The following is a 26,644-nucleotide window of genomic DNA, read 5'->3' on the forward strand; positions in this document are numbered from 1 at the left end:
AATCAACCGGCGCTGGGCGCCAGGGTCTGTACGTGCTCGCGATAGCCATCGCGGGTCAGTCGGTAGCGCATCTGCAGCGTGTGCCCCGGCTGCACGGGGAAAGGCAGTTCCAGCGCACTGCCCGGATACAGGCTTCGCGACACGTCGTGCGCGGTGCAGCGCGCGCCATCGCAGTCGGCGATGCTGGTGATGCCCACGCGCACCGTGCCGGTGTTGCGCAGGCGATTGCCTTCCACCTGTAGCGCCATGGCAGGCTGCGCGGGCAGCACATTGACCAGCGCGCCCCAGACCAGGCTGACGCCGACGTTGGCCTGTGCACGCTCACCCTCGCCTGCGCGCTCGATCCCTTCAGGGCCACGCACGCCTTCGAAGTACACGCGGTAGGCGGTTTCCTTCTCGACCGGCTGCAGCGGAATCACCCGGATCAGGCGATTGCCACCACCGGCCAGCGCGAACTTGCCAGGGGTGATGGCGATGGCCGCTTCCCCGGGCTCGACCTCGACCTCGTGTTCTTCTGCACCGGCTGGATTGACGATGCGCTTGATCGAGGCCTGCACGTACTGCGGCTGGGTGGACTGCGAATAGATACGGATCTGTGCGCCCTTCTTCACGTCCACCGACGTACGCATGGGGTGCACGGTGAGGTTGGCGTGGGCAGGCATCGCCATCAGCAACGACAGGGGAAGCAGGCAGCGAATGAGAGGCTTCATCGGGGGCTCCATGGGAATCAGGGCGTGACAGTGGGAACGCGCAGTTCCACCTTGAGATCGCCGTCGTAGTAGCCGGGGCGTTTGCTGCTGACCGGCACGCGGGGGGTATCCAGCGTCAAAGGAGTGGGCACGCAGAACACCGGCTGCGTCATGCCGGGCAACAGCACCAGGCGCAGCTTTGCGGTATCGATGCCATGCAGCAGCTGCTCCACGCCGTTGCGCAGGGGTATGGCGCTTCCGTTGTGATCGAGGGTGACGGTGTAGTCCACGCGTTGCGTGGCGTCACTGCCGCCATCGGTGTGCCAGACCGAGTAACCGGAGGGGCCCGGGGGGCGTGGCCCGCTGTCGCGCACCGTGACGCCCAGGTACTGGCTCTGCGAGCCCAGTCCGTCGTACAAGCACATATCCAGTTGAGTTCGGCCGCCGACGGTCTGTGCAAGCGGGTCGTACTGCAGGTTCAGGCCGACGTGTGGCGTGACCTGGTCGAAGAGCGGGAAGTAGATGGAGACCGCGTTGTAGTCGGTGATGGCAAGTTCGAAATCGAACTTGTACGTTGCGATGCCCGAATGAGAGGGCGTGTGCAGCGAGAGAGTCAGTTGGGCCTTCCATTTTCCTGCAACCAATCTCTCAAGCTGCTGCCTCTGTATCTCCATCGATACAGCAGTGCCTACAGGCTTTCCGAAGCATGGCGTGAAAGTCGAAGACCATATGTAGCGAGTCGAGCTGTCCCAATAGTCCAGGCTGCAGTCAACTGTGGCGTCACCTCGACGCAGATCGGCTGTTACTTCAAGCTCCTCGGTCATTCCACTTCGCTGTTCGGTGAAACGAAGAGGGATAACGCTCTTGAGGTTTGTCGCATTCTCCAGCGTGTCATTGACCGGGCATCTTCCGGTCGCGGCGTCACTGCTCGAGTTGCACGTCAGATAGAGACTCCCGTAGTCAAGCGTCCCAGGCAGCTCATAGCCCAACACAGTCCTCGGCGCCCACAACTCGATATCCCCCGGTTGCGCAGAGCGATCCCAGCTCATCACGATGTCGCGATGCTCACTCGTCGGATGCGTTTCCGGCGGCCGCTGCGCCATCGCCCGCGGCGCCAGCACCACCAGCGCGCACAACACCACCATCACCCACCACACCCGCCGGTTCACTGCTCACCTCCCGCTGCCGCGGTCTGCGGCGTGGCGGCAATCAATGCCTGCTCCTGCAGCAGTCGCGTCACCCGTGCCTGATGGCGGATATCGGGCGGCAGCTGCGCCACGGCCAGCGGTTCGCACTGCACGGCGCCCACCAGCATCACCACGCTGCGGCGCTCGCGCACCTGCAGCGGGCAGTGCAGCAGGCGGTCGTCCTGCAGCAGGTACAGGGTCTTTTCGCGTCGTGGGAAGTCGGCCACGAAGCCTCCGTTGCTGCCGGTGCCGGGCACCGGCGCGTTGAGAATGCGGGCGCCGCGCAGCGGTGCACCGGCGATGTCGTGGGCGTTGCCGATGAAGGTGTAGGTCACTTCAATCGGCACCGGCATGCGCACCAGCCGCCCGGGCGAGAGAAACAGCGGGCGCGCGCCCCCCACGCCGCTCACACGCACGGCGGCGATGCTGTCCGGTGCGCTGGCGTCCTGCACTTCGGCGCGGTGCGATTGGTACGCGGAAATCGGCAGCAGGCGACGTTCGCCCAGCTTCAGCCGCTGCCGGCGCAGTCCACCCACCTGCAGTTCGGCGGCAACGCCGGTCAGGTCCAGGTCGTCGCTGCCATCCACCTGCACCGCCAGCCCGGCATCGGCACCCACGCCTGCGCCCCAGTACAGGCCACGCGTACCGATGGCCAGCCCGGAACTGTGCGTGGCGCTGTACGCCACCTCATTGCCACCCTGGTGCTGATAGCGCGATACCGTGGCACCGGTCTGGCCGATGCGGTTCTGCAGCTGCCCGCTGAGCGTGGCGCTGTAGCGTTCGTTGTTGTTGCCGCGCAGTTCGCCAGACACTTCGCGGTACTGGTCTTCGTATTCCTGGCGCAGGGTCTGACCGGCGCTGTAATTGACGTCGGGCCGCGCGTGCTGCGGCTGGCGCACATCTAGGCCGTAACGCCGCTGCGAACTGCCGTGGTCGCCGCGCTGCAGGCGGTTGAGGCTGAAGTTGAAATAGATGCCGCGGTCACGGCCATCGCGCAGGCCGCCACCACTGGTCTGCTGCCACACGCCGATGCGGCTGGAGACACTGAACTCGCCCCAGCGCTGGCTGCGGCTGTAGCTGGCCTGCCAGGTGCGGCTGAGCTGTGGCACGCGCGTGGGCTGTGGAATCCACGGCGGCAACAGCGGGTCGAGCCCGGCCAGCGGGTCATCCCCCAGCCCCGGCTGCAGCGTGCCTGCGCGCCAGGTCTGGCGGCGGGTGTAGGCCAGATAGGCATTGCCGCCGGCCACCGGCAGCGCCATCGAGGCGCTTAGCGAATCAGCACAACCGAGCCGGTCGCGCGCGTCGTCCTCGAACTGGCAGGCGCGGCCGCGCATGCGCTGGTGGTACACATTCCACGAGGCGCGGCGACGGTAGGACAGCTGGTGCTGCTGGCCACGGCTGCCATCGCTGCCGTGCATGCCACTGAAGGTGCCGCGGATCTCCTGGGTGGCGAACACATGGCGCAGGTCCAGCCGCAGTTCGCCATAGCTGAAGCCACCGAGGTCGGCGACACCGGCCGTCACTGCCACGTTGCGCGACACCGGCACGCGCAGGCCGGCCATCGCTGCCAGCTCGTCGTTGAAACGGTCGCTGCGGCGCTCGTTACGGCGGCCGCCCTGCATGAACCACTGCACGCTGCTGTCGGTCCAGTCGCCGCCCTTGTCGAACGGCGCATCCTCGCTGCGCACCAGCACGCCGTCTTCGTAGATGCGCAGGGTGACGGTGTAGTTGCCCAGCGGAAACCGGCGCGTATCGAGCTGGTTGATACCGGCCTGCAGGTAGAAGGTCTGCAGCAGGCGCTCACCATCGAACGCATCCACGCGTGCATCGCGCGCCAGCAACACGGTGAGCGGCGTGGCCTGCACGGCGGCCGCCGAATCCACGTAGGCCTGCGTGGTGCCCAGGCGCAGGCCCTGGAAGCGGTCCATCGGCAGCATGCTGAAGCTGAAGGTGCCGCCCTGCGGGCTGCTCAGGTTGCGGCGATCCATGCGCCCGGCCTGCAGGTAGTGCTGCTGTCCCAGGTCATGGCGGTAATAGGCGTTGTCCAGCTGGAAGTCGCGGTTGGCGCGGCCGCCGCGGTAGTGCTGCTGGCTGAAGGTCCAGTCGGCGGACAGGTGCCCGCGCTGGAACATGCCCAGCGCACCCATGCCCTGCGCGGCCAGCGACTGGTAACCGCGGCCGCCACTGACATTGAGCGTGTGCTGGTGCAGGAAGGCATTTTCGGCATTGGCGCTGACCTGGTGGTAGCGCTCGGCGGCCGGTTCGCCGGGAATCCATTGGCGGGCGACGAACAGGCGCACGGCGCCCTCGCCTTCGTCATACAGCGCGCGCACGGCGGTGGGCTCCTCGGGGGGATCGATGTAACCGCAACCGGCGCTGGCGCCGCCGTAACGGCAGGCCAGATGGCTGTTGCGCGGCAGCGGCTGCGACAGCGCCGGCAACAACGCGGCCTGTGCCTCGGCGGGCAGCTGCAATGCCTGCAGCACCTCGGCCGGGGCCTCCAGCTGCACGTGTTCCAGGGTCACGCGCACCGGCACCAGCCCGGTCGAACGACCGAACAGGCGGACCTCGAGTTGTTCGGTCTGGCCTTCGACCAGATCCTCGAAACCGGCGGGAACGCCGCGCGCCGCGACCAAGGGCGTGGCCAACGACAGGGCGAGCGCGACCGCCAGCCGGGTGACGGCGGGTGCGGGTACTTTCATGGGGGTGTTACCGGAAGCGGCCGGCCCGGCAAGCGGGCCGGCGCGGGAGCAGACTTAGGGCTTCTGCACCAAGGCGATGGTGACGATGCCTTCGTAGGTACCGCCCTTGGCGATCGGCGCCTGGACGGTCTGCGCGATACGCAGCGGCATCGGAATCGATGCGCCCGGCAGCGCACCATCGAACAGGTCGGACGCGGAGAAGTCCTGCGCGGCCACGGTCAGCGCCTTGCCGTTGAGGCTGACGGTCAGCGGCACCGGGGCGCCACTGCCATCGGTGTTGAGCAGCTGCGGCGTGCTGCCGACGCGCACTTCGATGTCCTTGTCTTCATCGTTGGAGTAGACGCGCACCTGCTGCGACCACGGCACCAGGCCACTGACCGGGTTGTGGACCATGTTGACGACCGAATCCAGCGCGGTGCCATCGGCCTTCAGCAGGGCCAGGGTCGGGTCGACATTGGCCCAGACCTTGATGTCGGCGTCGAAGGCGTTGGCGGACAGCGAAACAGTGGCCAGCGCTGCAGCGAGCGTGGCCTTCTTCAGAATGGCGTGCATGTGTGTCTCTCTCGGACAGGGGGAATATGAAAGCCCCCCTCCCCAAGGAGAAAGGGAGGGAGGCGCCGCCCGTGGAGGTGGTCACGGGCGACGAGAGAATGGTAGGTAGGCCTACCGCACGCAGGCCATGCAACAATTCCTAAATAACTGAACGTTAAGAAGAATTCTTGAGGGCTTTCAATGTTTGAGGATTATGCAAATTTCCTCACGACTTGAATGCAAGAAACCTCATTGCGTTGCATTTGTAGCGTCGAGTGATACTCGACTATCGCTTGAGGCGCACCGTGTGCGCATGAGTCGAGCATGGCTCGACGCTACGTGTAGAAATCGCGAACGCCCTTCAACGCGCGGGCACCACGGTGACGTGCTCCACATCAATGTCGGTGGGCTTGAAGCGGTGCGTATCCACCTCACCGTGCAGCTCCACCACGGTGGTCGCGCTGACGGCCTGGTGGCTGGGCAGATCCTTGTCGTCGATTTCCACATCGATCTCGCCGGTGGCGTCCTTGAAGCGGTAGCGCTCGTGGCCGATCCTGGCCACCAGCGTGCCCCGCAGCACCACCGGCTGGTCGTCACGCTGGGCGCGCGCCTCGGCAACCGTGGTGACGGCATGGGTGGCGCCCGGGCCGGTGTACTGGGCAAAGGCCCCAGCGCTGAGCAGGCTCAACGTGGTGGCGATGAGCGCAAGGGTGAGTCGTCGGTTCATGGTGTTCTCCATGCAGGGATAAGTGCCCTCAGCTTCCTTCGCCTCGACTGTGACGCCCATGCAATAACTCCGAAAAGATGTGAAAACGACATCCCATGTCAGAAACCATTCATCGTGGACCCGACGCGTCTTTCAGGATCAATTCCGAGCGCATTTTCTGCGGCCTTCCGGCGTGCGCTGGGGTGTTCGCCCAACCGGTACGCGGAGGCGTAGTTCAGCTGCCAAGCCATGCTTTTGTAGAGTCGAGCCATGCTCGACTGCTGTTCGCACGGCGCGCATGACTCGAGCATCGCTCGACGCTGCAAACACATGCACACGCACAGCGGGATGGCATCAGGCCGCCTTACGGCGGCCTGACGGATCCCACTCAACGATGCAATCTCAGAAGAAGATTGCGTACAGGATCAGCAGCGGAATCGGCACGCCCAACAGCCAGAGCAGAATCATTTTCATGGCAGGTCTCCTTGCATGGAATGCGGGTTACAGGTCGCGGCGGCGGCCGCCCCAGGTCGCGCTGAGGCTGGCGAAGAACGCGCCGATCAGCAGGGTGATGAACAGCCACAGCGCGGCATACGCTGCGGCCTTGCGGGCATCGTCGGCCGCCTGCTTGGCGGTGGTCTTGGCTTTCTCCAGCGCGGCACGCATGCGCGTCTGCACATCGGTCACACGGGCCTGCGCTTCGGCCTGGCTCATGCCGGTTTCGCGCGCGATGAGCTGCGACAGGTACTGAGTGTCGGCCGGGTCGAGGCCATCGCCCTGCAGGCTGTTGACGATGATGCGGTTCACTTCGGCGCGCAGTTCGCGACGGTCGCCGGCCGGTGCACGGCCCGGCATCGGGCGCGGCGGCGCCATGCCGGCCTCGCGCGGGCCCGCATTCGGTGCCGGCGGCGGAGCCGCGTTCGGATCCGACGGCGCGCCCGGCGGTGGCGGTGCCGTGGGATCGGCAGCACCGGCGTTGGTGGCATTGCGGAACAGGGAATCCACCCAATAGTTGAGGTCGCCTTCCGGTGCGGCCGCGACGGCGCTACCGGTACCTGCGGCCGCAACGCCGGCCGTGGATGCGGCAGCGCCTGCAGTGGCACCCGCCACCTTCGCGCCCGTGCCGAGCACGCCGCCGATGGCCGAGGTCAGCAGGCCCGCAGTCAGCAGCGTGGCCACGGCCCACGACACGAAGCCGTGCGCGGTATCGCGGAAATAGGTTTCATCGCCATGGATCTGCGTCCACTTGGTGCGCAGGCGGCCGGCCAGATAGCCGCCCAGACCCGATGCGGCCAGTGCGGTGAAGGTGAGCCAGGCGATGCTGGACCAGCCGAAGGTTTCCTTGCTGACGCCTTCGAACGACCACGGCGACACCGAGGAGAGGCCAAGGCCGACACCGAGGATGAGCAGGATGAGGGAGAGTGCGGCGGCAGCGGCGGCACCTGCGAAGATCGCGCCCCAGGAAACGGCGCTTTCGCTGGGAGGGGCGACGATGGGGGCGGTGACGACAGTGGCGACGTCGGGACCAAGCGGGCCGCGCTCGGGTGGGTCGAATCGGGTACTCATCGGGATGGACGCTCCATTTCAAGTGCTGCGGATGCAGCTGGCGTCCTGAGGCTGCGCGAGCGGTCGTGAAGCTGGCGAGACCCTTGAATCACGCGGTCTTGGCGCGATGAAGAGCGTGCCAACCAAGGTTGGCACCTACCGAAGGCGGATGCGGTGGTAGATCCACGCCATGCGTGGATGATTTTTCGCGGGCGCCGAAATCGTGCGGACCAACGGTCCGCACCTACCAGGTCCGCGCAAAAAAAACGCCCCGCGGATGCGGGGCGTTCTCAGCACAACCTACGCGGGCGATCAGCCCTGGTAGTCGCGCACGTCGCTGCCGGTGTAGACCTGGCGCGGACGGCCGATCTTCATTTCCGGATCAACCTGCTGTTCCAGCCAATGCGACACCCAGCCGGAGGTACGGCCCAGGGCGAACATGACGGTGAACATCTCGGTCGGGATCTGCAGCGCCTTGTAGATGATGCCGCTGTAGAAATCGACGTTCGGGTACAGCTTGCGGGCGACGAAGTACTCGTCCTGCAGCGCGGCCTGTTCCAGCTTCACGGCCACGTCCAGCAGCGGATCCTGCACGCCCAGCTGCTTGAGCACCTTGCTGGTCATCTCGCCGATGACCTTGGCGCGCGGGTCGAAGTTCTTGTAGACGCGGTGGCCGAAGCCCATCAGGCGGAAGCCGGAGGTCTTGTCCTTGGCCTTGACCACGGCGGACTCGACGTTGTCGGCAGTGCCGATCTCTTCCAGCATCTTCAGCACGGCTTCGTTGGCACCGCCGTGGGCCGGACCCCACAGCGCGGTGACGCCAGCGGCGACCGACGCGTACGGGTTGGCACCGGTCGAACCGACCAGGCGCACGGTCGAGGTCGAGGCGTTCTGCTCGTGGTCGGCGTGCAGGATGAACAGCAGGTCCAGCGCCTTGACCACGTCCGGGTTCAGATCGTACTGGCCGTCAGCCGACTCGAAGGTCTGCTTCAGGAAGCGGCTGACATAGTCCAGCGAGGTGTCCGGCTTGTTGGCCGGCAGGCCCTTGCCGTGGCGGTAGATCAGCGCCGACAGGGTCGGCACCTTGGCGATCAGGCGCACGGCGGCCTGGCGGCGCTGTTCGGCGTCGGACAGGTCCAGCGAGGCGTGGTAGATGCCCGACAGCTGCGCGATCGCAGCGGTCAGGATCGCCATCGGATGGGCATCCTTGGCGAAGCTGCCGATCAGGGTGTTGATCGAATCGTCGACGTTGGCTTCGGCAGCCAGCTCATCGGTGAAGGCCTTCAGCTGCTCGGCGCTCGGGCGCTCGCCGTTGATCAGCAGGTAGGCCACTTCGACGTAGCTCGACTTTTCCGACAGCTGTTCGATCGGGTAGCCGCGGTACAGCAGCACGCCCTTGTCGCCATCGATGTAGGTGATGGCGGACTTGCAGCTGGCCGTCGCGGTGAAGCCGGAATCGTAGGTGAAATACCCCGTTTCCTTGGTCAGCTTCGCGATGTCGACGCAGTCGTTGCCAAGGGTGGGTTTGATGACGGGCAGAACGACCGACTTATCGCCGGCGTTGAGCGTGACCTGATCAAGATCGGACACTGTGTGCGCTCCTTCATGGGAAGGCGCCTGCCCAAGCGCATTGGTCAGGCACGTGAATGACGTCCTCGGCCTGTGCCGGGGATCAGGTCATTATCGCACAGCAGCATTTGCCCGGCGCTAGACAGAAGTCGTATACGACAGGCGACCAGACGCCGGCCGTTGAGCGGCCCGGATCGGCAAAAGTGTTGTCACACGAACGCAGTGTTCCGTCCATCCAAACGCCCGTTGGGTTGGCGTTGGGGAAAAACAAACGGCCGCGCAGAGCGCGGCCGTCGGTTCGAAGCTGGATCGACAGATCAGCGCGCGTAGCGCTTCTGGAACTTGTCGATACGGCCCGAGGTGTCGATGACCTTGTGCTTGCCCGTGTAGAACGGGTGCGAAGCCGAGGAAATTTCAACCTTCACCAGCGGGTAGTCGTTGCCGTCTTCCCACTTGATGGTTTCCTTCGTCGCCATGGTCGAGCGGGTCAGGATCTTGAAATCGGAGGTGACGTCATGGAAGACGACGTCGCGGTAGTTCGGATGGATATCGGCCTTCATGGGCTCACACCGTAAATGGGCTGGTGGTCAAGAGCGGCATTATAAGCACCGGTTGCCGCTCGGGGCAACCGGTGCGGGTCAATCGGCTTCAGTCCGCGCCCAGGGCCTGGCGCACCAGGGCCTCGAAACGCTGCTGGTCGTAGGCCATCAGCAGATCGCAGTTGTCCGGCTGGCCGGTCTGGCGGTTCCAGTCGACGATGGTGGCACCGCGGCTGAACGTACCGTTCAGTTCCACGTTCAGCGGACGCGATTCCACCTGCAGCTGCCCTTCCGGGTTCAGCGCCCAGGCCATGGCCACCGCATCGGCGGTGTACCAGCGGCCGCCCTTGCTGTCTTCGGACAGGCCACGGGTCTTGCGCGAGATCAGCTCGTAGAAGCGGGCACGATCGGAATCGGCCTGCAGCCACTTCTCGGCATCCTGCAGCGGCAGGCCATGGGCGACGGTAGCCTCCCAGTCCGACACCAGCAGGTGCTTGAACGAGGTGAACACCACGTGCGCCGCTTCCGGGTCGAAGGCGATGTTGAATTCGGCCGCCGGAGTGATGTTGCCGTGGCACGTGACCGCGCCGCCCATCACCACGATGCGCTTGATGCGCTGTGGCAGGGTCGGGTCCAGCTTCAGTGCCAGGGCCAGGTTGGTCAGCGGGCCGAGCATCACCAGCATCAGTTCGCCGGCGTGCTCGTGCGACAGGCGCAGGATGGCCAGCGCGGCGTGCTCGGCTTCGGCCTGGCGGCTCGGCGGCGGCAGGTCCACGTCGCCGTAGCCGTCACGGCCATGCACGTGGGCAGCGTCGACGGAGGGATGCAGCAGCGGATCCGGGCTGCCGGCAAACACCGGCACGTCGGCGCGGCCGACGATGTCGCAGAGCTTGAGGGCGTTGCGGACGGTGTATTCGAGGCCGACATTGCCGGCGGCGATGGTCAGGGCGACCACGTCGTGCCGTTCATCGGCGAAGGCCATCAGCAGGGCCAGGGCGTCGTCCACACCGGGGTCGGTGTCGATCAACAGCGGGATCTTGTGGGTCATCGTTGCCGTCTTCAGATCGGCAACGAAGTGTGGACCGGGTTGATGACCGTTGCAAGTACGGGGTGTTGGGGTTCGGCAGGGCTGCGCCCTGCACCCGCCGAGGCAACAGCAGAGGCAACATCAACAGCAACGGCAAAAGCTGGTTTCCTGGGGTTGGCGGGGTGGATCCGGTTGCGGGGGACGCCGTAGACCCGTCCATGGGGGCTTGGCCGCGGCATCCATGCCGCGGACACCCCCGCCACCGGACCCACCCCGCCTTCGACAGTTCTCCGCGGCTGTTGGTGGGTGTCGACCTTGGTCGACACATTGCCGGGAATGGGGTCAGATCCTTACGCCGAGGCGTAGCGCACGGCGGTGCCGATCCAGCGTTGCACCACACGATCGGCCAGCGTGGGTTGCTGGTCCAGCAGACGCTCGGCCAGGTCGTGCACGCCGGGCAGCAGGCCTGCATCGCGGGCCAGGTCGGCGATGCGGAAACCGGCCAGGCCGGTCTGGCGCGTGCCTAGCAGTTCGCCGGGGCCGCGCAGTTCCAGATCCTTTTCGGCAATGACGAAGCCATCGTTGGTTTCGCGCATGGTCTGCAGGCGCTCACGCGCCATCTGCGAGAGCGGTGCCTGGTACAGCAGCACGCAGCGCGATACCGCCGAACCACGACCGACGCGGCCGCGCAGCTGGTGCAGCTGGGCCAGGCCGAGGCGCTCGGCGTTCTCGATCACCATCAGCGAGGCGTTCGGCACATCCACGCCCACTTCAATCACCGTGGTCGCCACCAGCAGATCGATGTCGCCGGCCTTGAACGCGACCATCGTCGCCAGCTTCTCGGCGGCTTTCAGGCGGCCATGCACCAGCCCCACGCGTACGCCGGGCAACAGCGCCTGCAGCGATTCGTAGGTGGCCTGCGCGGGCGTGGCATCCAGCTCTTCGCTTTCCTCGATGAGCGTGCACACCCAGTACACCTGCCGCCCTTCCTGGCAGGCCAGGGCGATGCGCTCGATCAGCTCCGGGCGACGATCGTTGTTGAGGGCGACGGTCTGCACCGGCGTGCGGCCCGGCGGCAGTTCGTCGATGGCCGAGACATCCAGGTCGGCGTATTCGGACATCGCCAGCGTGCGCGGAATCGGTGTTGCGGTCATCACCAGCTGGTGCGGCACGCTGTTGCCGCCTGCGCCCTTGTCACGCAGCGCCAGCCGCTGGTGCACGCCGAAGCGATGCTGCTCGTCGACGATGGCCAGGGCGAGATCCTGGAACACCACCGCCTCCTGCATCAGCGCGTGGGTGCCGACCACCACCTGCGCTTCGCCGCTGGCGACCTGCTCCATCACCTTCGCGCGCGCCTTGCCGGTGACCTTGCCGGCCAGCCAGGCAATGCGCACGCCGAGCGGTTCCAGCCAGCCGCGCAGGTTGTTGAGGTGTTGCTCGGCCAGCAGCTCGGTGGGTGCCGCCAATGCGACCTGCTTGCCCTGCTCCACCGCCAGCATCGCCGCCAGTGCGGCGACCACGGTCTTGCCGGAGCCGACATCGCCCTGCACCAGCCGCAGCATCGGGCTGGGCCGTGCGAGGTCTTCGCGGATCTGCTTGAACACGCGCGCCTGTGCGCCGGTCAGCGCGAACGGCAGCTGCTTGAGCAGCGCCTTGGCCAGCTTGCCGGGGCCGGCCAGCGGCGGCGCATGATGCGCCTGCAGCGCGATACGCTGGCGACGCAGGCTGAGGTGGTGGGCCAGCAGCTCTTCCATCGCCAGGCGGCGCTGGGCCGGATGAGTGCCGGCGGCCAGCGCGGCCAGGTCGGCATCGGGCGGCGGCCGGTGCACGGTCAGCAGCGCGCTGCGCAGCGACGGCAGGCCGAGGCCATCGAGCCAGCCGCTGGGCAGCAGTTCCAGCGTGCTTTCCTCGGGCAGGCGGTCCAGCGCCTGGCCGATCAGCTTGCGCATCGTCATCGGGCCGACGCCTTCGACGGTGGGATACACCGGGTCGAGGCGGTCGCCGAGTTCGGGATCGTCGTTGCGGCCCAGCACCTGGTAGCTGGGATGGACGATTTCCAGGCCGAGGTGGCCCGGCTTGGGCGTGCCGAAGCAGCGCAGCCGGTTGCCGACCGCGAACTGGCCGACCTGCTGCTGGCGGAAATGGAAGAAGCGCAGCACCAGGGTGCCCTGCCCTTCGTCTTCCACTGCCACTTTCAGCATCGGCCGGTAGCGCATGCCGCGCTCGACCGCGACCACCCGCCCTTCCACCTGCGCCGGCACGCCGTTACGCAGGTCTTCGATGCGGGTCAGCCGGGTGCGGTCTTCATAGCGCAGTGGCAGATGAAGCCAGAGATCCTGCAGGGTGGCCAGGCCACGCGCCTGCAGTTTGGCGGCCACGGCCGGACCGACGCCCGCGAGCATCGCCAGGGATGCTTCGCCGGACGGTGACAGGACCGGGGTGACCGCCGCCTTGCGTGCCACGTGGCGGTCAGTCGATGACCATCACCGCGTCGACCTCGAAGTTGGCGCCCTTCGGCAGGCCGGAGACTTCGATGGTGGAACGGGCCGGGTACGGGGCCTGGAAGTAGTCCTGCATGACCGCGTTGACCTTGGCGAACTCGCCCAGGTCGGTCAGGTACAGGCCCAGGCGCACGACCTTGTCCAGCGAGCCGCCAGCAGCTTCGGCCACGGCCTTGAGGTTGTCGAAGGCGCGGCGGGCCTGTGCTTCGACGTCACCGGCGCCGACGATGTCGCCGGTGGCCGGGTCGAGCGGGATCTGGCCGGAGAAGTACACGGTGTTGCCGGCGCGCACGGCCTGCGAGTACGGGCCGATGGCGGCGGGAGCCTTTTCGGTGTTGATGATCTGGCGGGACATGGTCGCTCCGGTGGGTTGGGGGAAAACAGAGCGGTGATTGTACCGGGTGGGGGTGCATCCACGCATGGCGTGGATCTACGGCAATCCGGTCATGTGATGCGCCGTCTGTAGAGCCGAGCCCATGCTCGGCTGCCTCGGGCTGGAGCAGCCGAGCATGGGCTCGGCTCTAAAGAAAGCATCCACCCATGGCGTGGCTCTACTGGCGGCGTACCGACTGCACGACCGACAGGCGGCGCAGGCGGCGCATCACTTCGGCCAGGTGGTTGCGGTCGCGTACCTGGATGTTGAACGCCAGCACGGCGGCGTTGAAGTCGCGGTCCAGGTAATCCACGCGCTCGATGTTGGAGTGGCTCTGCGCGATGGCGGCGGCCAGCTGCGCCAGCACGCCGGTGCCGTTCTCCACTTCCACCACCAGCGAGGTGTCGTAGTCGCCGGAAACGGTGGTGTCCCAGCCGATCGGCACCCAGCGCTCGGGCGACTTGCGCAGCTCGGCCAGGTTCGGGCAGTCCATGCGGTGCACCACGATGCCCTTGCCGGCGGTGTGGTAGCCCATGATCTCGTCGCCGGGAATCGGCTGGCAGCAGCCGGCGAAGGTGACCACGCCGCGCTCGCTGCCGTTGATCAGGATCTTTTCCTGCGAGTGGTGGCGCGAATGCGGGCCGCCACGCAGTTCGGCGTAGGCCATCAGCGCCTGCGCGGCCTGGGTCGGCATCCAGTTGCCCAGTGCGACCTCGGCCAGCAGCGCCTCCAGGCGTGGGAAACGATGCTCGGCCAGGAACGCATCCAGGCGCCCCTTCGGCAGCCGTTCCAGCGACGAATCCATCGCTTCCAGCGCGCGGTCGAGCATGCGGTGGCCCAGCTGCACGGCGTCCTCGTGCTCCAGCTGCTTGAGCTGGTGGCGGATGGCGGTGCGCGCCTTGCTGGTGACCACGAATTCCAGCCACTGCGGTTTCGGCGTGGCCGAGCGTGCGGTGATGATCTCCACCGACTGGCCCGACACCAGCTTGGTACGCAGCGGCACCAGTTTCTTGTCCACGCGCGAAGCCACGGCCATGTTGCCGACGTCGGTATGCACGGCGTAGGCGAAATCGAGCGCGGTGGAGTTGCGCGGCAGCGCCAGGATCTTGCCCTTCGGGGTGAACAGGTAGACCTCGTCCGGGAACAGGTCGACCTTGACGTTGTCGAGGAACTCCAGCGAGGAACCAGCAGCACGCTGCGAGTCGATCAGTTCGACGATCCAGGCGTGCGCACGGCTCTGCGCGCTGTTGGGTGAATCGCCGCCGAACTTGTAGGTCCAGTGCGCGGCCACGCCGCGTTCGGCGATCAGGTCCATTTCCTCGGTACGGATCTGCACTTCGATCGGCGAGCCATACGGCCCGAACAGCACCGTGTGCAGCGACTGGTAACCGTTGGCCTTGGGGATGGCGATGAAGTCGCGGAAGCGGCCATCCAGCGGCTTGAAGGTGGCATGCACCGAACCCAGCGCGTGGTAGCAGCTGGGCACGCTGCGCACGACCAGGCGGAAGCCGAACACGTCCATCACCTGGTCGAAGGATTTGTTCTCGTCGCGCATCTTGTTGTAGATGCTCCACGGCGTCTTGATGCGACTGACCAGGCGGTGCTCGATGCCCTCCTTCGCCAGCCGCTGCGACAGCTGTACTTCCACCTGCGCCAGCGCTTCGCGGCGTACCACCGGCTGGCTGCGGATGTGCTTTTCCAGGATCGCGTGGCGCCACGGATACAGCGCCTTGAAGCCCAGGTTCTGCAGCTCGCTCTTGACCAGGCTCATGCCCAGGCGCTGGGCGATGGGCGCGTAGATCTCCAGCGTCTCGCGGGCGATGCGGCCGCGCGCTTCGCGGCTCTGCGCGCCCAGCGTGCGCATGTTGTGCAGGCGGTCAGCCAGCTTGATCATGATCACGCGCAGGTCGCGCGACATCGCCAGCAGCATCTTGCGGAAGCTCTCGGCGGCCGCTTCCTGGCGGTCGCGGAACTTCAGCTTGTCCAGCTTGGTCACGCCGTCGACCAGTTCGGCCACGGCTTCGCCGAACTCGGCGGCCAGCGCCTCACGGGTCAGCGGGGTGTCTTCGATGGTGTCGTGCAGGATCGCGGCGATCAGCGCTTCCACGTCCAGGCCGAGCTCGGCCAGCACCTGGGCCACGGCCACCGGATGGGTGATATAGGGCTCGCCCGACTTGCGCGTCTGCCCAGCGTGCGCGGCGGCTCCGACTTCCCAGGCACGGCGCAGCAGGGGCAGCTGTTCCGGCGGCAGGTAATGGGCGGCGCGTTCAAGCTGGAGGACGTAGTCGGGTACGGCGGCAGCGGGGGCTGCGGCGACCTTGGCAGTGGGGCCTGGGTTCATGCCCGAAGCCTATTCCAGCGCGACGTTTACGGCAAATCCTGAATGCGAAACAGCCCGCACTGGGCGGGCTGTTCGGCGATCCAGCAATGACGTTGATCGATGCGATCAATCGTCGTTCTTGGACATGTCTTCGTCGGCGACCACTTCGGCGGCGGCCCACTCCAGCGCTTCGCGCTCGGCGCGCTCACGCTCGGCCTTCTCGACTTCGTCGATGAGCGCGTTGTCGATCTTGCGGGCGGCGATTTCGCGCAGCGCCAGCACGGTCGGCTTGTCCTCGGTCTCGCTGTTGTCCAGCGTGGCCTGCACGCCGTTGGCGAGCTGGCGGGCACGCTTGGAAGCCATCATGACCAGTTCGAAACGGTTGTTAACGACTTCCAGGCAATCTTCTACGGTGATGCGGGCCATACGGGCTCCCGGCGACCGGTCGGCCGCTCAGTCGAATGAGGGAAAGGGGACGGAGTGTACTGGCAGGGGCTGGACAAAATCAAGCCAACCCTCACCCGATTCTTTTGGAATCAGTCAGTTGCGCCCGAATCAGGGGTCAACAGGGCCTGGATCAGGCCGGCGTGGCGGACCTTCTGGGCCTCCCGGCGCAGGCGGCTGGCGGTGAAGATGGCGCACAGCTCGTCCACGGCGGTGTCGAACACCTCGTTGACGATGACGTAATCGAACTCGTTGAAGTGCAGCATCTCGTCACGGGCCGCGCCCAGGCGCTGGGCGATGACCGCCTCGCTGTCCTGGCCACGCTTGCGCATGCGGTCCTGCAGGGCCTGCTTGGACGGCGGCAAGATGAACACGGTGACCGTACCCGGCACCAGCTGGCGCACCTGCTGCGCGCCCTGCCAGTCGATTTCCAGCAGCACGTCCTGGCCGGCGGCCAGCTGCGGCTCCACCGACTGGCGGGCGGTGCCCTTCCAGTCGCCGTGCACCCAGGCATGCTCGAAGAAGTCGCCGGCGGCGATCATTTCCTCGAACTTCTCCGCAGAGACGAAATGGTAGTGCTGGCCGTTCACTTCACCGGGGCGCATCGCGCGCGAGGTGAAGGAGATCGACAGGGCGATCTGCGGGTCGCGCGCCAGGGTGGCGTTGACGATGCTGCTCTTGCCGGCGCCGGACGGGGCGGCAACGATGTACAGCGTGCCGCGCGCAACGGCGTCCGACGGCTTCGACGGGGCGCTCATGCGGGGGATCCAACGGGTTGATTTCGCAAAATTTTTCCTCGGTGTTCCAGATCCGGCGCGGAGGATCGCGCCAGGATGGCGGGGGCTGCGCGGAACATCCTGGAACCAGGCCCGGCAGACGCTTCCCCGGGGTGCGGGCACGCAACTTTACCAGAGCGGCCCCGTTGCGCGCCCGCCCGGCAGGCGCCGGGCCTTGTGCCACATGGGCGTGCGGGGGCCTGTGCTATAACCGGGCCGTACCCAACGACAGCCCGGAGGCCTGCGCCTCCCCGCCATCCCAGGAGAACGGCATGCCATCGATGAGCCGCCGCCAGTTCCTGAAAGTGACCGGGACAACCCTGGTCGGCTCCAGTCTGGCACTGATGGGCTTCGCGCCCGGCATCGCGCTCGCGGAGGTCAGGCAGTACAAGCTGACCCGCGCGACCGAGACCCGCAACACCTGTACCTACTGTTCGGTGGCCTGCGGCATCCTGATGTACAGCCTCGGCGATGGCGCCAAGAACGCCGAGCCGAGCATCTTCCATATCGAAGGCGACCCGGACCATCCGGTCAACCGCGGCACGCTGTGCCCGAAGGGTGCCGGCCTGGCCGACATCATCCACAGCAAGTCGCGCCTGCTCTACCCCGAGTACCGCGCGCCGGGCTCGAATGAGTGGAAGCGCCTGAGCTGGGACGATGCGCTGGACCGCATCGCGCGGCTGATGAAGGACGACCGCGATGCCAACTTCGTGCAGAAGAACGAAGCCGGGCAGACGGTCAACCGCTGGCTGACCACCGGCATGCTGGCGGCCTCGGCCACCAGCAATGAAACCGCGGTGCTGACCCACAAGGTCGTCCGCTCCCTTGGCATGTTGGCATTCGACAACCAGGCACGTGTCTGACACGGCCCGACGGTGGCAGGTCTTGCCCCGACGCTAGGCCGTGGTGCGATGACGAATCACTGGGTCGACATCAAGAATGCCGACCTGATCCTGATCATGGGTGGCAATGCCGCCGAGGCGCACCCGTGCGGGTTCAAATGGGTGACCGAGGCCAAGGCACACAACAAGGCCCGGCTGATCGTGGTCGATCCGCGCTTCAACCGCTCGGCTGCGGTGGCCGACGTGTACGCGCCGATCCGCACCGGTACCGACATCGTGTTCCTGGGCGGCCTGATCAACTACCTGTTGACCGAGGACCGCATCCAGCACGAGTACGTGCTGAACTACACCGACATGTCGTTCCTGGTGAAGGACGAGTTCGCCTTCAAGGACGGCCTGTATTCGGGCTACAACGAAGAGAAGCGCAGCTACGACCGTTCCAGTTGGGACTACGCCTACGGTGACGATGGCTTCGTGCGCAGCGACCCGACGCTGCAGGACCCGCGCTGCGTCTACACCCTGCTCAAGCAGCACTACGCGCGCTACACCGTGGAGATGGTCGAGCGCATCTGCGGTACGCCGGCCGACAGCATCCGTCAGATCTGGGACATGATCGCGTCCACCGCCGGCAAGGACAAGGCGATGACCATCCTGTACGCGCTGGGGTGGACGCAGCACTCGATCGGCGCGCAGAACGTGCGTGCCGGCACCATGGTGCAGCTGCTGCTGGGCAACATCGGCGTAGCTGGTGGTGGCATGAACGCCTTGCGCGGGCATTCCAACATCCAGGGCCTGACCGACATCGGCCTGATGTCCGACCTGCTGCCCGGCTACCTCACGCTGCCGAAACAGGACGAGCAGGACTACGACGCCTACATCGCAAAGCGCACGCAGAAACCGCTGCGCGCCAACCAGATGTCGTTCTGGCAGAACTACCCGAAGTTCCACGTCAGTCTGATGAAATCGTGGTGGGGCGACGCCGCCACCGCCGACAACAACTGGTGTTTCGATTACCTTCCCAAGCTCGACAAGCCGTACGACATGCTGCAGGCGTACGAGCTGATGAACGAAGGCAAGATCCACGGCTACATCTGCCAGGGTTTCAACCCGCTGGCCTCGGCGCCGAACAAGGGCAAGCTGATCAGTGCGTTCTCCAAGCTGAAGTTCATGGTCAGCATGGACCCGCTGGAAACCGAGACCATTGCGTTCTGGCAGAACCACGGCGCGTTGAACGATGTCGATCCCAGCGCCATTCAGACCGAGGTGTTCCGCCTGCCGACCACGTCCTTCGCCGAGGAGAACGGCGCGGTGGTGAACTCCTCGCGCTGGCTGCAGTGGCACTGGAAGGGTGCCAATCCGCCGGGCGAAGCGCGCAGCGACATCGAGATCATGTCCGAGCTGTTCCACCGCATCAAAGCGATGTACCAGAAGGACGGCGGTGCGTGGTGGGACCCGGTGCGCGACCTGGCCTGGAAGTACTCCAACCCCGAGGCACCAACGCCGGAAGAACTGGCGATGGAATACAACGGCAAGGCGCTGGTGGATGTGTTCGATCCGAAGGACCCGACCAAACTGGTGCGCAAGGCCGGCGAGCAGCTGGCCGCGTTCAGCGACCTGCGCGACGACGGCAGTACGTCCTCCGGCTGCTGGATCTACATCGGTGCCTGGGGCCCGACCGGCAACATGATGGCACGGCGTGACAACAGCGACCCGACCGGCATCGGCAATACGCTGGGCTGGGCCTGGGCGTGGCCAGCCAACCGGCGCGTCATGTACAACCGCGCTTCGTGCGACGTGGCCGGGCAGCCGTTCGATCCGCGGCGCACCCTGCTGGCCTGGAACGGGAAGAACTGGGGCAGCGTGGACGTGCCGGACTTCAAGGCCGACGAAGACCCAGCCGGCGGCATGGGCCCGTTCATCATGAACCCCGAAGGCATCGCCCGCTTCTTCGCCAAGGCCGGCATGGCCGAAGGCCCGTTCCCGGAGCACTACGAGCCCTTCGATACTCCGCTGCGCAGCAACCCGCTCAGCCCGGGCCAGGCGCAGACGCTCAACAACCCGGCCGCGCGCGTGTTCGCCAGCGACCGTGCCCAGATCGGTTCGCCGGACGAGTTCCCGCACGTGGCCACGACCTACCGCCTGACCGAGCATTTCCACTTCTGGACCAAGCACGGCAAGCTCAACGCCATCATCCAGCCCGAACAGTTCGTCGAAATCGGTGCTGCACTGGCCGACGAGCTGGGCATCAACAACGGCAGCCGCGTGCGCGTGAGTTCCAAGCGCGGCCATATCGAAGCCGTTGCGATGGTGACCAAGCGCATCAAGGCCCTGCAGATCGATGGAAAGACCGTGCACCAGGTGGGCATTCCGATCCACTGGGGTTTCCTCGGTGCGGCCAAACCCGGCTACATCGCCAATACGCTGACCAACGCCATCGGTGACGGCAACTCGCAGACGCCCGAATCGAAGTGCATCCTGGTCAAGGTCGAGAAGGTGTAGGAGACACGCCATGTCACTGCAATCGCTGGACATCATCCGCCGCTCGGCCACCACCACGCCCTCGCCGGAAGCGCGCGGTGCGCACACCGGCCAGGTCGCCAAGCTGATCGACGTGAGCAAATGCATCGGCTGCAAGGCCTGCCAGGTCGCGTGCATGGAGTGGAACGACCTGCGCGACGAAGTGGGCAGCTGCGTTGGCAGCTATGACAATCCGCCGGACCTCAGCGACCAGTCGTGGACGGTGATGAAGTTCCGCGAGTACGAGGACGAGAAGGGCAAGCTGGAGTGGCTGATCCGCAAGGAAGGCTGCATGCACTGCAGCGACCCGGGCTGCCTGAAGGCCTGCCCATCGCCCGGCGCGATCATCCAGTACGCCAACGGCATCGTCGACTTCCAGGAAGAAAACTGCATCGGCTGCGGTTACTGCGTGACCGGTTGCCCGTTCGACGTGCCGCGCATTTCCAAGAAGGACCACAAGGCCTACAAATGCACGCTGTGTTCGGACCGGGTGGCGGTTGGCCAGGAGCCGGCCTGCGTGAAGACCTGCCCGACCGGCGCGATCACCTTCGGCAGCAAGCAGGCGATGACCGAACATGCCGCCGGCCGCGTGGAAGACCTGAAATCACGCGGCTACGAGAACGCCGGGCTGTACGACCCGCAGGGCGTGGGTGGCACCCACGTGATGTACGTGCTGCAGCATGTGGACAAGCCCGAGCTGTACGCCGACCTGCCCAAGGACCCACGCATCAGCCCGATGGTGGAGCTCTGGAAGGGCGTGGCCAAGCCGCTGGGCGTGCTGGCGATCGCTGCCACCGCCTTCGCCGGCTTCCTGCATTACATCGGCATCGGCCGCAACACGGTCAATGACGAGGAAGAAGAGGAAGCCGAACACGAGGCGAAGCAGATCGAAGAGGAGCAGCGGCCATGAAGTACGCACCGCACCCGCGACAGATCATCCGCTACCGCGCGCCGACCCGCATCAACCACTGGATCGTGGCGATCTGCTTCGTGCTGACCGCGCTGTCCGGGCTGGCGTTGTTCCACCCTGCCCTGTTCCCGCTGACCCAGCTGTTCGGCGGCGGCCCGTGGACCCGCATCCTGCATCCGTTCATCGGCCTGGCCATGGTGGTGGGCTTTGCGCTGCTGGCGTTCCGCATGTGGCGCGACAATCTGCCGACCGCCGACGATGGCAAGTGGATGCGCGGGATGCGCGATGTGCTGCGCAACGAGGATGAGAAGCTGCCGCCGGTGGGTCGCTTCAATGCCGGCCAGAAACTGCTGTTCTGGGCCATCATCGGTTGCCTGTCGGCATTGCTGCTGACCGGCTTCGTGATCTGGCGGCAGTACTTCAGCCACTTCTTCCCGATCGGGGTGATCCGCTTCTCGGTGCTTGCCCACGCGTTGTTCGGCTGGGTGCTGATCTGCGCGATCGTGGTGCACATCTATGCGGCGATCTGGATCAAGGGGTCGGTGCGGGCGATGACCCAGGGGAAGGTGACCTACGGGTGGGCGTACAAGCATCACCGGCAGTGGTTCCGGGACATCCTGCGCGGGCGCCGGGAAGAGGGGTAGCGGCAGGGCCTGCGGCCCTGCACCCGCCGGATCAACGTCAACGCCGAAGGCAGGTCTCCTGCGAGATGGCGGGGTGGGTCCGGTTGCGGGGGACGCTGCAAGTACGTCCATGTAAGCTCGGTCGCCGCTTGCTCGTGTGCGCTTTCCTGCGCACACGGCAAGACCGGGGTTGGGCGTCCTGCCCAACCCGTCGGGCGCATGCGCCCGACCCATGCGGCTCACGCCCCCGCAACCGGACCCACCCCGCCTTCGACAGTTTCCTGCGATCTGATGGTGGGTGCCGACCATTGGTCGGCACTGATCGAATCCCGGCCAACGGTCGGGATTCACTTTCAACCAGCCGATGTGGTCAGATCCGTTTTCCTATGGAAAACGGATCTGACCCCAACCTTTCAAATGGCCGGCAACACGCTGGACGCCAGCGCCGACAACGGCGAGGATGGAGACTGGTTCTTCTGGCTGGCCCTGCATGGCGCAACGCATCCTTGAACCCGGTGAGATCGAGACGCTGGCCTCGCGCGATGTTCCGCGCATCATCCTGCCCGATGTCGCGTCCCTGTTCGCCGAGCGCGCGACGCGCCTGCGCAGCCTGGCCGCGCACAGTGCCATCGGCGGCTACCTGCAGCTGTTGGCGGCGTTGGCCGATGCACAGCAGGCGCTGCTGGACGAGCTGACACCACAGCAACGCGAGACGCTGCAGTCGCAGGCACGTGCGCAGCAGTCGAGTGCGGCGGTCGGTGCCGGCATGCCGTTGCGGCCGGCCAACACACTTCACCTGGATGGACGCTGGCGCGACTGGCTGCGCACGCTGTGCCAGCACTGTGCCGACGAAGCCGGGCTGCCGGCGGAAACCCGCCAGGAGTTGCAGCGCGTCGCTGCGGCCGACGATGCCTGGCTGGAGGCGCAGGCCCATGCCGTGCTGGAGCGTGATGATGCGCCATCGGTGGACGCGGTCGCGGCGCTGCTGGTGATGAACGCACTGCAGGTCTACTGGGCGGTGCTGGCGGACAGCTTCCGCCCCACCGACCTGAAACCGCTGGCCGATGCACCCGGCCTGTGCCCGTTGTGCGGCTCGCTACCGGTGGTCAGCGTGGTGCAGGCACGTCCACCTTATGCGTCCTACCGTTACCTGTCGTGCTCGCTTTGCGCCTGCCAGTGGCACTACGTGCGCGTGCAGTGCAGCCAGTGTGGCACCGCCGGCAAGGACATCGCCTACCGCGCCCTGGCCGATGTGGATGGCGACAGCGGCGAGGCGGTGCGCGAGAGCGCGGTCCGTGCCGAGACCTGCGACCACTGCCACAGCTACCGCAAGATCCTGTACCTGGAAAAGGATCCCTCACTGGAACCTGTCGCCGATGACCTCGGCACGCTGGCGCTGGACCTGCTGCTGGGCGAAGAAGGTTATGCGCGCGCCAGCCAGAATCCGCTGCTGTGGCAATCCGACGGCGAGTGAGGCGATGACAGCCACGCCCCCCACCCCGGCATCGGTTTCCGCGCTGCCCTCGCTGGACCGGTTGCTGCGTCTGCCTGCCCTGGCAGCACTGATCGAGGGCCACGGCCGCAGCCGCATCACCCAGCTGCTGCGTTCGCACCTGCAGGTGCTGCGGGACCGTATCAGCGCCGGCCAGCTTTCGGCCGCGCAGCTGCAGGAAGCGGTTGGCGATCCGGCGCTGGTCGCGGCGATCGAGTCCGCACTGGCGGCCGATGCACGGCTGGATCTGCAGCCGATGTTCAATCTGACCGGCACCGTACTGCACACCAATCTCGGGCGCGCATTGCTGCCCGATGCCGCCGTGCACGCGGTCAGCCGCGCGATGACCGCGCCGGTGGATCTGGAGTTCGACGTCATCCGTGGTCGTCGCGGCGACCGCGATGCACGGGTGCAGGCATTGATCTGCGAACTGACCGGCGCTGAAGCCGCCACCGTGGTCAACAACAATGCGGCGGCGGTCCTGCTGCTGCTCAACAGCCTGGCCAACCGCCGCGACGTGGTGGTGTCGCGCGGCGAACTGGTGGAGATCGGTGGCGCCTTCCGCATTCCCGACGTGATGCGCAGCGCCGGTGCGCGGTTGCTGGAAGTGGGCACCACCAACCGTACCCATCCGGCTGACTTCGCCAACGCCATCGGCGCGCGCACCGCACTGCTGATGGAGGTGCACGCCAGCAACTACGCGATCACCGGCTTCACCGCCAAGGTCGACACCGCGGCGATGGCGGCAATCGCGCACGAACATGGCCTGCCGCTGGTGGTGGACCTGGGCAGTGGCAGCCTGTGCGATCTGGCCACGTTCGGCCTGCCGCACGAGCCCACCGTGCAGGAAACGCTGGCAGCCGGCGCCGATCTGGTTTCGTTCAGTGGCGACAAGCTGCTGGGCGGGCCTCAGGCCGGCATCATCGCCGGCCGCGCCGACCTGATCGCACGGATCAACCGCAACCCGCTGAAGCGGGCACTGCGCATGGACAAGATGGGACTGGCCGCGCTGGAAGCGGTGCTGGCCCTGTATCGCGAACCGGAGCTGCTGGCACAGCGCCTGCCGACCCTGCGCACCCTGTCGCGCACGCAGGACGACATCGATGCACAGGCCCAGCGCCTGCTGCAACCGATGCGTGCCTCGCTGGCGGCGGACTACACCCTCGAGCCTGCGTCGATGCACAGCCAGATCGGCAGCGGCGCGCAGCCGCAGGCGCAGCTGGCCAGTGCCGGACTGCGCATTGCCAGCGCACGCCGTGGCGGACTGGATCGCCTGGCCAAGCGCCTGCGTCAGCTGCCGCGGCCGGTGCTGGGCCGCATCGCCGATGACGCGTTGTGGCTGGACCTGCGTTGCCTGGAACCCGCCGACGAAGCGGTCTTCCTGGCCCAATGGAGCATGCTGCAGGCATGATCGTCGGCACCGCCGGGCATATCGACCATGGCAAGACCAGCCTGGTGCGCGCACTGACCGGCATCGAAACCGATCGCCTGCAGGAAGAGCGTACGCGCGGCATATCGATCGAACTGGGCTATGCCTATGTCCCGGTGGAAAGCAGGGACGTTGAAGGCCCGGCGACGACACTGGGTTTCGTCGACGTGCCGGGCCATGAGCGCTTCGTGCATACGATGGTGGCCGGCGCCACAGGTATCGATGTCGCCCTGCTGGTGATCGCTGCCGACGACGGCGTGATGCCACAGACCCGCGAGCATCTGGCCATCCTGCAACTGCTGGGCGTGAACCGGGGTGCGGTGGCCCTGACCAAAATCGACCGTGTGGATGCAGCGCGCATCGCCCGGGTCGAGATCGAGATCGCTGCGCTGCTGGCCGCGACACCGTTGCAGGATTCTCCTCTGTTCGCCTGCAACAGCACCGCACCCGACGATGCCGGCATCAGCGCACTGCGTACCCAGCTGCACGCGTGGGCGGCGGACGACGCCAGCGCGCGCCAGGCCGAACTGCGCAGCGAGCTGTTCCGCATGCCGGTGGACCGCGTGTTCTCGCTGGCCGGCCACGGCACGCTGGTGACCGGCGCGGTACATGGCGGCATCGCCTTGGTGGGTGAGCATCTGCAGCTGATGCCGGCCGCCACTGAAGTACGCATACGCAGCATCCACGCGCAGAACCAGGCCAGCGACCACGCGATGGCCGGGCAGCGCTGCGCGTTGAACCTGGCAGCCATCGCCCGTGACGACATCCGCCGTGGCGACTGGATCGCCGACCCGCGCGCACTGCTGGCCACCACCCGCGTTGATGTACGGCTGCGGCTGTCCGCGTTGGCCGCACCGTTGCGCGACTGGGCGCCGCTGCATATCCACTGGGGCACGATGCACCGGCAGGCCCATGTGGTGCTGCTGGAGGACCCGGACCAAGGCGATGGGCAGTTGGTGCAGCTGGTGTTCGATGCACCGGTCTGTGCGATGTGTGGCGATCGCTTCATCGCCCGCGATTCAGCGGCCTCCCACACGCTGGGCGGCGGCATCGTGCTCGATCCGGACCCGCCACAGCGGCGCCGGCGCAGCCCGGCACGGCTCGCGTGGCTGGGAGCCCTGGAGCAACTGGCCGCGGGTGCGGGAATCGGCCCACTGTTGCAGCAGGCGCCCTTCGGCATTGCCATGGCCGCGCTGCAACGCTACTGCCGGCGCGCGGCCGACCAGATCGAACTACCCAAGGACGCGCAACGCATCGCTACCCGCGAAGACACGGTGGTCATCCTTGCCTCGCACTGGCAGGCCTTGCGCGAGCAGGTGACCACGTCGTTGCGCGGCTGGCATGAGCGACGCCCCGACGAACCCGGTGTCGACAGCGGGCGCCTGCAGCGCAGCACCCTGCCCTCACTTGCAGTGAGCCTCTGGAATGCGCTGCTGCAGGACCTGCTGGACGACGGCAGCGTACAACGCGTGGGCGCCTGGTGGCGCCTGCCCGGCCATGACCATGCGCCGCCGGAACGCGAACGCCTCCTGCTGGAACGTGTGCTGCCGCAGCTGCATGACGGCGGTTTCGATCCGCCATGGGTGCGCACCCTGGCCGCCGACTTCGGACTGGCCGAAGACGAGGTCCGCGCCGTCCTGCGCCGCGCCGCCGCACGTGGCGAACTGTTCCAGGTGGTGCCGGACCTGTTCTACGCACCGGCGCGCATCGCCGAGCTGGCCACGATCGTCGCGCAGCTGTCACAGGCCAGCGGCACGGTGGATGCGGCGGCCTTCCGCGATGCCATCGGCCTGGGCCGCAAACGCAGCATCCAGATCTTGGAGTTCTTCAATCGCGTTGGCTACACTCGACGCGTCGGTGACCAGCATCGGCCGCGTGGCGACCTGCAGTGGAACGCAGTCCGCGACTGAGCCCACCGCTAC

General features: G+C 66.5%; 21 protein-coding genes. 7 read left to right on the forward strand and 14 right to left on the reverse strand.

The window, feature by feature from the left end:
* Positions 1-2: 2 nt before the first annotated feature.
* From AC13FN_RS15010 to gmk, 14 genes are all read right to left on the reverse strand, one after another.
* Entirely contained in the window at positions 3-710 is a 708-nt protein-coding gene (locus AC13FN_RS15010) for a pilus assembly protein (protein ID WP_482984716.1), read from the reverse strand.
* Between the two features lie 17 nt (positions 711-727).
* Positions 728-1,858 (reverse strand): CfaE/CblD family pilus tip adhesin, encoded by a 1,131-nt coding sequence (locus tag AC13FN_RS15015; RefSeq protein ID WP_482984717.1) that lies wholly within the window; start codon positions 1,856-1,858, stop codon positions 728-730.
* Positions 1,855-4,578 carry a TcfC E-set like domain-containing protein gene (locus AC13FN_RS15020; protein WP_482984718.1) on the reverse strand — a complete coding sequence of 908 codons (2,724 nt, stop codon included), beginning with the start codon at positions 4,576-4,578 and terminating at the stop codon, positions 1,855-1,857. Before AC13FN_RS15020 ends, AC13FN_RS15015 begins: the two co-directional genes overlap by 4 nt.
* Positions 4,579-4,632: 54 nt before the next feature.
* Positions 4,633-5,130 (reverse strand): CS1 type fimbrial major subunit, encoded by a 498-nt coding sequence (locus AC13FN_RS15025; RefSeq protein WP_482984719.1) that lies wholly within the window; start codon positions 5,128-5,130, stop codon positions 4,633-4,635.
* A 340-nt stretch (positions 5,131-5,470) separates the two neighbouring features.
* A complete protein-coding gene (locus AC13FN_RS15030) occupies positions 5,471-5,836 on the reverse strand; it encodes a NirD/YgiW/YdeI family stress tolerance protein (protein WP_197646902.1) in 366 nt (121 codons plus the stop codon).
* A 480-nt stretch (positions 5,837-6,316) separates the two neighbouring features.
* The gene (locus tag AC13FN_RS15035) at positions 6,317-7,381 is read right to left on the reverse strand and encodes a hypothetical protein (protein WP_478413788.1); all 1,065 of its coding nucleotides are present in this window, start codon (positions 7,379-7,381) and stop codon (positions 6,317-6,319) included.
* A gap of 291 nt (positions 7,382-7,672) precedes the next feature.
* The gene (locus tag AC13FN_RS15040) at positions 7,673-8,950 is read right to left on the reverse strand and encodes a citrate synthase (RefSeq protein ID WP_019338763.1); all 1,278 of its coding nucleotides are present in this window, start codon (positions 8,948-8,950) and stop codon (positions 7,673-7,675) included.
* 296 nt (positions 8,951-9,246) lie between these two features.
* Positions 9,247-9,489: a type B 50S ribosomal protein L31 gene (locus AC13FN_RS15045; RefSeq protein WP_010484049.1), complete on the reverse strand. Its 243-nt coding sequence runs from the start codon at positions 9,487-9,489 to the stop codon at positions 9,247-9,249.
* A gap of 88 nt (positions 9,490-9,577) precedes the next feature.
* The gene (locus AC13FN_RS15050; protein WP_043400344.1) at positions 9,578-10,516 is read right to left on the reverse strand and encodes a nucleoside hydrolase; all 939 of its coding nucleotides are present in this window, start codon (positions 10,514-10,516) and stop codon (positions 9,578-9,580) included.
* A 329-nt stretch (positions 10,517-10,845) separates the two neighbouring features.
* The gene (gene recG / locus AC13FN_RS15055) at positions 10,846-12,957 is read right to left on the reverse strand and encodes an ATP-dependent DNA helicase RecG (protein ID WP_217014137.1); all 2,112 of its coding nucleotides are present in this window, start codon (positions 12,955-12,957) and stop codon (positions 10,846-10,848) included.
* A 7-nt stretch (positions 12,958-12,964) separates the two neighbouring features.
* Entirely contained in the window at positions 12,965-13,351 is a 387-nt protein-coding gene (locus AC13FN_RS15060) for a RidA family protein (protein ID WP_005410875.1), read from the reverse strand.
* 196 nt (positions 13,352-13,547) lie between these two features.
* Positions 13,548-15,710, reverse strand: coding sequence for a RelA/SpoT family protein (locus AC13FN_RS15065; protein WP_010484045.1), 2,163 nt, complete (start codon positions 15,708-15,710; stop codon positions 13,548-13,550).
* 105 nt (positions 15,711-15,815) lie between these two features.
* On the reverse strand, positions 15,816-16,115 hold the full coding sequence (gene rpoZ, locus AC13FN_RS15070; protein WP_005410877.1) for a DNA-directed RNA polymerase subunit omega: 300 nt from the start codon (positions 16,113-16,115) through the stop codon (positions 15,816-15,818).
* 110 nt (positions 16,116-16,225) lie between these two features.
* Positions 16,226-16,891 (reverse strand): guanylate kinase, encoded by a 666-nt coding sequence (gene gmk, locus AC13FN_RS15075; protein WP_049437157.1) that lies wholly within the window; start codon positions 16,889-16,891, stop codon positions 16,226-16,228.
* A gap of 290 nt (positions 16,892-17,181) precedes the next feature.
* Between gmk and fdnG the strand changes: the two genes are divergently transcribed.
* From fdnG to selB, 7 genes are all read left to right on the forward strand, one after another.
* Positions 17,182-20,250 carry a formate dehydrogenase-N subunit alpha gene (gene fdnG, locus AC13FN_RS15080; protein ID WP_152906277.1) on the forward strand — a complete coding sequence of 1,023 codons (3,069 nt, stop codon included), beginning with the start codon at positions 17,182-17,184 and terminating at the stop codon, positions 20,248-20,250.
* 10 nt (positions 20,251-20,260) lie between these two features.
* Positions 20,261-21,178 carry a formate dehydrogenase subunit beta gene (gene fdxH / locus AC13FN_RS15085; RefSeq protein WP_478415255.1) on the forward strand — a complete coding sequence of 306 codons (918 nt, stop codon included), beginning with the start codon at positions 20,261-20,263 and terminating at the stop codon, positions 21,176-21,178.
* The gene (locus AC13FN_RS15090; protein WP_054172435.1) at positions 21,175-21,822 is read left to right on the forward strand and encodes a formate dehydrogenase subunit gamma; all 648 of its coding nucleotides are present in this window, start codon (positions 21,175-21,177) and stop codon (positions 21,820-21,822) included. Before fdxH ends, AC13FN_RS15090 begins: the two co-directional genes overlap by 4 nt.
* A 270-nt stretch (positions 21,823-22,092) precedes the next feature.
* The gene (locus tag AC13FN_RS15095; protein ID WP_482984720.1) at positions 22,093-22,311 is read left to right on the forward strand and encodes a hypothetical protein; all 219 of its coding nucleotides are present in this window, start codon (positions 22,093-22,095) and stop codon (positions 22,309-22,311) included.
* Positions 22,292-23,275, forward strand: coding sequence for a formate dehydrogenase accessory protein FdhE (fdhE, locus tag AC13FN_RS15100; RefSeq protein WP_049453689.1), 984 nt, complete (start codon positions 22,292-22,294; stop codon positions 23,273-23,275). The genes AC13FN_RS15095 and fdhE overlap by 20 nt, the downstream gene beginning before the upstream one ends.
* A 4-nt stretch (positions 23,276-23,279) precedes the next feature.
* Positions 23,280-24,704 carry an L-seryl-tRNA(Sec) selenium transferase gene (gene selA / locus AC13FN_RS15105; RefSeq protein WP_482984721.1) on the forward strand — a complete coding sequence of 475 codons (1,425 nt, stop codon included), beginning with the start codon at positions 23,280-23,282 and terminating at the stop codon, positions 24,702-24,704.
* A complete protein-coding gene (selB, locus tag AC13FN_RS15110; protein WP_478415257.1) occupies positions 24,701-26,632 on the forward strand; it encodes a selenocysteine-specific translation elongation factor in 1,932 nt (643 codons plus the stop codon). The genes selA and selB overlap by 4 nt, the downstream gene beginning before the upstream one ends.
* Positions 26,633-26,644: the final 12 nt, after the last annotated feature.

This window comes from Stenotrophomonas sp. 115C5 (assembly GCF_056861055.1).